The sequence below is a fragment of the Streptomyces sp. NPDC029151 genome (assembly GCF_055564315.1).
In genome coordinates this window covers 1,694,769-1,700,658 of sequence record NZ_JBVHWQ010000001.1, presented here as the reverse complement: position 1 = coordinate 1,700,658, position 5,890 = coordinate 1,694,769, and the positions used below count along the sequence as shown (strand labels likewise).

At 72.9% G+C, this 5,890-nt stretch carries 5 protein-coding genes; 1 reads left to right on the top strand and 4 read right to left on the bottom strand.

Annotation, left to right across the window (positions count from 1 at the left end):
• Window position 1: 1 nt before the first annotated feature.
• Window positions 2–457, top strand: coding sequence for a nuclear transport factor 2 family protein (locus ACZ4VF_RS06905; RefSeq protein WP_467923576.1), 456 nt, complete (start codon window positions 2–4; stop codon window positions 455–457).
• A gap of 46 nt (window positions 458–503) precedes the next feature.
• Here the strand turns inward: ACZ4VF_RS06905 and ACZ4VF_RS06900 are convergent, their stop codons facing one another.
• Genes ACZ4VF_RS06900 through ACZ4VF_RS06885 form a run of 4 tightly spaced genes read right to left on the bottom strand, consistent with a single transcriptional unit; the run spans window position 504 to window position 5,816 of the window.
• Window positions 504–800, bottom strand: a complete 297-nt coding sequence (locus ACZ4VF_RS06900) for a wHTH domain-containing protein (protein ID WP_467923575.1) — start codon at window positions 798–800, stop codon at window positions 504–506.
• A 21-nt stretch (window positions 801–821) separates the two neighbouring features.
• Complete coding sequence (gene meaB / locus ACZ4VF_RS06895) at window positions 822–1,826, bottom strand: methylmalonyl Co-A mutase-associated GTPase MeaB (RefSeq protein WP_467923574.1); 1,005 nt, start codon at window positions 1,824–1,826, stop codon at window positions 822–824.
• Between the two features lie 7 nt (window positions 1,827–1,833).
• Complete coding sequence (gene scpA / locus ACZ4VF_RS06890) at window positions 1,834–4,008, bottom strand: methylmalonyl-CoA mutase (protein ID WP_467923573.1); 2,175 nt, start codon at window positions 4,006–4,008, stop codon at window positions 1,834–1,836.
• Complete coding sequence (locus ACZ4VF_RS06885) at window positions 4,008–5,816, bottom strand: methylmalonyl-CoA mutase family protein (protein WP_467923572.1); 1,809 nt, start codon at window positions 5,814–5,816, stop codon at window positions 4,008–4,010. The genes scpA and ACZ4VF_RS06885 overlap by 1 nt, the downstream gene beginning before the upstream one ends.
• Between the last annotated feature and the right edge of the window lie 74 nt (window positions 5,817–5,890).

Genomic DNA, 5,890 nt, shown 5'->3' with positions numbered 1-5,890 from the left:
CATGACCGAGATCACCCCCGAACTGGTCGAGAAGGCGTACGTCGCCCTCGTCTCCCTGGACCGGGAGGAGGCCGCCAAGTACTGGTCGGAGGACGTCCGCTTCTCGGTCCCCGGCCGCCACGCCCAGGCGGGCTGGCACGTCGGCCTCGACGCCCTCCTCGCCTTCCGGCGCGCACTGACGGACGCGGCGGGCGGGAAGTTCGAGGTGGAGCTGGTCACCTCCATGATCAGCGGCAACGAGTGCATGGACGTGGTCAAGGTCCACGCGGTCCGCCCCGGCGCCCCGGACGGCAGCACCTCCCCCTACGACGTCCTGGACGCCGACGGCATACAGGTCTTCCGCTGGGAGAACGGCCGCATCGTCGAGGGCCGGGCCGGCTTCTTCGGCGACGGCTCGACCAACTACGACCAGTGGTGGTCCCCGCTGGACGGCGACGGCGAACGCCGGTACGCGTGAGACACGTCGCCGCCGGCCCCGGGCCGGCGGCGACACCGACCGAGCCTCAGGGGCTCAGCGCCACCGCGTCGTGCAGCCTGAGGCCGAGCTCTTCGAGCCGGGCGAGGACTGCCTGGGGCGACCGGTTCGTGGCCTCGGCGGCGCGCATGATGTGCAGGGGGTCGACCGGCCGGTCGTGGTCGATCCAGGGTGGTTCGCCGTCCAGGTCACGCCAGGACGACGGTCGCCAGGAGCGGTTTGCGCCAAACCCGCTCCGGGCCGCCGTCCCCGCGCCGGGCCCGCCGCGTCCACCCCCGCGCCGGGCCCGTCGCGTCCACCCCCGCGGCGGGCCCGTCGCGTCCACCCACGCGGCGGGCCCGGCCGTTCAGTCGCCGGGCGTGGACGGCGTGCGGGCCTCGAACGCCGCCAGGATCCGTTCCGCCGCCAGCGTCGCCGTCAGGCGGCCGTCCCTGACCTGCTGTTCGAGGTCCGGGGCCGTGGCGCGGACCGCGGGGTCGGAGTGCAGGCGGCCGAGGAGCTCGTCGCGGACCATCGCCCAGGTCCAGCCGACCTGCTGGTCGCGGCGCTTGGTGGCGAGCCGGCCGGTGGAGTCGAGCAGCGTGCGGTGCTGTTCCAGGCGTTCCCAGACCGTGTCGAGGCCGGTCGACTCGCGGGCGCTGCAGTGCAGCACCGGCGGGGTCCAGAACGCGTCCTTGCCGTGCATCAGGCGCAGCGCGCCCGCCAGTTCGCGGGCGGCGGCGCGGGCGTCGCGCTCGTGCGGGCCGTCCGCCTTGTTGACGGCGATCACGTCGGCCAGCTCCAGCACGCCCTTCTTGATGCCCTGGAGCTGGTCCCCGGTGCGGGCCAGCGTGAGCAGCAGGAAGGAGTCGACCATCTCGGCGACCGTCGTCTCGGACTGGCCGACGCCGACGGTCTCGACGAGGATCACGTCGTAGCCGGCCGCCTCCATCACCACCATCGACTCCCGGGTGGCCTTCGCGACCCCGCCCAGCGTGCCCGCGCTCGGGGAGGGTCGGACGAAGGCCGCCGGGTCGACCGCCAGGCGCTCCATCCGGGTCTTGTCGCCCAGGATGGAGCCGCCCGTGCGGGTGGAGGAGGGGTCGACGGCGAGGACCGCCACCCGGTGGCCCAGCGAGGTCAGCATCGTGCCGAACGCGTCGATGAACGTCGACTTGCCGACACCGGGGACCCCGCTGATGCCGATCCGCCGCGCCCGGCCGCTGTGCGGCAGCAGCTCGGTGAGCAACTGCTGCGCCAGCGCCCGGTGCTGTGGTCGGGTGGACTCGACGAGTGTGATGGCGCGGGCCACCAGGGCCCGCTTGCCGTCGAGCACGCCCTTCACGTACGTGTCGAGATCGATCGCTGCCATGGCGGCGCTACAGCTCGTGGCCGAGGTCGGCCGACAGCCGCTTCACCAGGTCGTGGGCGGCGTCCGGGATCACCGTCCCCGGCAGGAACACCTCCGCCGCGCCCATCTCCCGCAGCGTCGGGACGTCCTGCGGCGGGATGACCCCGCCGACCACGATCATGATGTCCTCGCGGCCCTCCTCGGCGAGCTTCTCGCGCAGCGCCGGGACGAGCGTGAGGTGACCGGCGGCCAGCGAGGACACCCCGACGACGTGGACGTCCGCCTCGACCGCCTGCCGGGCCACCTCCTCCGGCGTCTGGAACAGCGGGCCGACGTCGACGTCGAAGCCGAGGTCGGCGAAGGCGGTCGCGATCACCTTCTGGCCCCGGTCGTGGCCGTCCTGGCCCATCTTGGCGACCAGGATGCGCGGCCGGCGCCCCTCGGCCTCCTCGAACGCGTCCACCAGGGCGCGGGTGCGGTCCACGGACGGGGACTGGCCTGCTTCGTTGCGGTACACGCCGGAGATCGTACGGATCTGGCTCGCGTGCCGCCCGTACACCTTCTCCAGGGCGTCGGAGATCTCGCCGACGGTCGCCTTGGCGCGGGCCGCGCGCACGGCCAGCTCCAGCAGGTTGCCGTCGCCGTCGGCGGCCCGGGTCAGCGCGTCCAGCGCGTCCCGGCACGCCGTCTCGTCCCGCTCCTCGCGCAGCCGCCGCAGCTTCTCGATCTGCTGGGCGCGTACGGAGGAGTTGTCGACCTTGAGGACCTCGATCGCCTCGTCGTTCTCCACCCGGTACTTGTTCACGCCGATCACCGGCTGCCGGCCGGAGTCGATGCGGGCCTGGGTGCGGGCCGCGGCCTCCTCCACGCGCAGCTTGGGGATGCCGGCGTCGATGGCCTGCGCCATGCCGCCCGCCTGCTCCACCTCCTGGATGTGCGCCCAGGCCTTGCGGGCGAGGTCGTACGTCAGCCGCTCCACGTACGCGCTGCCGCCCCAGGGGTCGATGACCCGGGTGGTGCCCGACTCCTGCTGGATGAGCAGCTGGGTGTTGCGGGCGATGCGCGCCGAGAAGTCCGTCGGCAGCGCGAGCGCCTCGTCGAGGGCGTTGGTGTGCAGCGACTGGGTGTGGCCCTGGGTCGCCGCCATCGCCTCGACACAGGTGCGCGTGACGTTGTTGAAGACGTCCTGCGCGGTCAGCGACCAGCCGGAGGTCTGCGAATGCGTGCGCAGCGACAGGGACTTGGTGTTCTTCGGGTCGAACTGCCTCACCAGCTTCGCCCACAGCAGGCGGGCCGCGCGCAGCTTGGCGACCTCCATGAAGAAGTTCATGCCGATCGCCCAGAAGAACGACAGCCGGGGCGCGAACGCGTCCACGTCCAGGCCCGCCTCCCGGCCCGCCCGGATGTACTCCACGCCGTCCGCGAGCGTGTACGCCAGTTCCAGGTCGGCCGTCGCGCCGGCCTCCTGGATGTGGTAGCCGGAGATGGAGATGGAGTTGTAGCGGGGCATCCGCTGCGAGGTGTACGCGAAGATGTCGGAGATGATCCGCATCGACGGTTTCGGCGGGTAGATGTAGGTGTTGCGGACCATGAACTCCTTCAGAATGTCGTTCTGAATGGTTCCGGCCAGCTTCTCGGGCGGTACGCCCTGTTCCTCCGCCGCCACGATGTACAGCGCCAGTACCGGCAGCACGGCACCGTTCATCGTCATCGACACGGTCATCCTGTCCAGCGGGATCCCGTCGAACAGCTGGCGCATGTCGTAGATCGAGTCGATGGCCACGCCCGCCATGCCGACGTCACCCGTCACGCGCGGGTGGTCGCTGTCGTAGCCCCGGTGGGTGGGCAGGTCGAAGGCGACCGACAGGCCCTTCTGTCCGGCCGCCAGGTTGCGCCGGTAGAACGCGTTGGACTCCTCGGCGGTGGAGAAGCCCGCGTACTGGCGGATCGTCCAGGGCTGGTTGACGTACATCGTCGGGTACGGGCCGCGCAGGTACGGCGCGATGCCCGGGTAGGTGCCCAGGAAGTCCAGGCCCTCCAGGTCGCGGCCGGTGTACAGCGGCTTGACCCCGATGCCCTCCGGGGTCTCCCACACCGGCTCGGAGCCCCCGGTGGCCCGCTTCAGGGCGTCACGCCACTCGCCGTCGGTGGCGTCGCCGACCGGGGTCCCCAGCTCGATGCCGGAGAAGTCGGGGATTCCCATCAGGACACTCCCATGCGGTCGAGGGTCGCGGACAGGACGTCCACGGCGTCACAGCCCGCGAAGACGTAACTGTCGATGCCGGAGTAGTCGCCCCGGCCCGCCAGGAACACGTGCCGGGCACCGGCCGCCCTGAGCGCGGCGGCGGTCTCCTCGGCATGTTCGGCGTAGAGGGCGTCGCTGGAGCACAGCACGGCCTCGGTCGCGCCGCTCTCCTCGAAGGTGCCCTCGGTGACCGGCTCGACGCCGCCGGCCTGGAAGAGATTCGCGGCGAAGGTCGCGCGGGCGGTGTACTCGGCGGCCGAGCCGATCGTGGCGAGGAAGATCCGGGGCCGGGCGCCGGTCGCCGCCAGGTGGGCGTCGGAACGGGCGCGCAGCTCCTCGTACGCCTCGTCGCGGCGCACCCGGGGCAGACCGCCGGACGGCGGCTCGGGCGCCGCCGCGCGCTCGACCGGCTTCTCGGACAGCAGCGGGAACTCGCTGACGCCGGTGATGGGTTCGCGCCGCTTGGCGAGCCGCTTGGAGCGCTCCGCCCAGGTCGTCGCGAGGTCGGTGCGCAGCCGGCCGGAGCGCAGGACGGCCGCCTGGCCGCCGTCGCGTTCGACGGACCGGAAGAACTGCCAGGCCGCCTCGGCGAGTTCGTCCGTCAGCCGCTCGACGTACCAGGAGCCGCCCGCCGGGTCGATGACCCGGGCCAGGTGGGACTCCTCGATGAGGATGGTCGAGGTGTTGCGGGCGATCCGCCGGGCGAACGCGTCGGGCAGGCCGATCGCGTGGTCGAACGGCAGCACGGTCACCGAGTCGGCGCCGCCCACCCCGGCGGCGAGCGTCGCGACCGTCGTACGGAGCATGTTCACCCACGGGTCGCGGCGGCTCATCATCACCGGCGAGGTCACCGCGTGCTGCACCTGGGCGCCGGGCGCCCCGCAGACCTCGGTGACCCGGGCCCACAGCCGGCGGGCCGCGCGCAGCTTGGCGATGGTGAGGAACTGGTCGGCGGTGGCCGCGTAGCGGAACTCCAGCTGCCCGGCGGCCTGTTCGACCGTCAGCCCCGCCTCCGTCAGCTCCCGCAGGTAGGCCACGCCGGTGGCCAGCGCGGCGCCCAGCTCCTGCGCGGCCGAGCCGCCCGCCTCGTGGTACGGCAGCGCGTCCACGGTCAGCGCGCGCAGCCCCGGGTACCCCTCGGCGCAGCGCGCGGCCAGCGCGGCGTACGGCGCGAAGTCGAGCGGGGTGCCGGTGCGGGCCTCGTACCCGAGCGGATCGCCGCCCAGGTTGCCGCGCACGTCCTCCGCCGCCACGCCCCTCTCGGCGTACAGCCGCAGCAGCGCCTCGGCGGCCTGCCCGGTGTCGCGGCCGGCGTCCAGCACGACGGGCGCCAGGTCGAGGTAGACGCCGTCGAGGGCGCGGCCCAGTTCCGAGAGCGGGATGCCGCCCTCGCCCAGCACCAGCCAGAGGGAGGTGCCGCCGTTCTCCAGGTCGGCGAGCACGGCGCCGTCCGTGCCGTCGGCGAGTGCCGTGTGCCGCTGCCGTACGTCCCAGCCGTTCGCGAGGGAACCCTCCGGGCGGCCGCCCCGCACGAATGGGGCGAAGCCCGGCAGACCGGGGTCGGGCGCGCCGTCGCGCGCGGTGTACAGGGGCCGGGTGCGCAGCCCGTCCTCCAGCGTCGTGGACAGGGCGTCCTCAGCTGCCGCGCCGGTTCGTTCCCTGCCGGACTTGCGCAGTACGCCCTCGACCAGGCGTTGCCACTGCTCGTGTGTGGCGTCAGGGAACTCGGCGGCCAGTGAGAGCCCGTCGTCAGGCAGGACCGTCATGGCTCGGATGCTAGGGCAGGCCGGTGGAGCCCAGGCGGAACGGAGGCTGTGAGGTTTCTCTTCTTGCGGTTGTG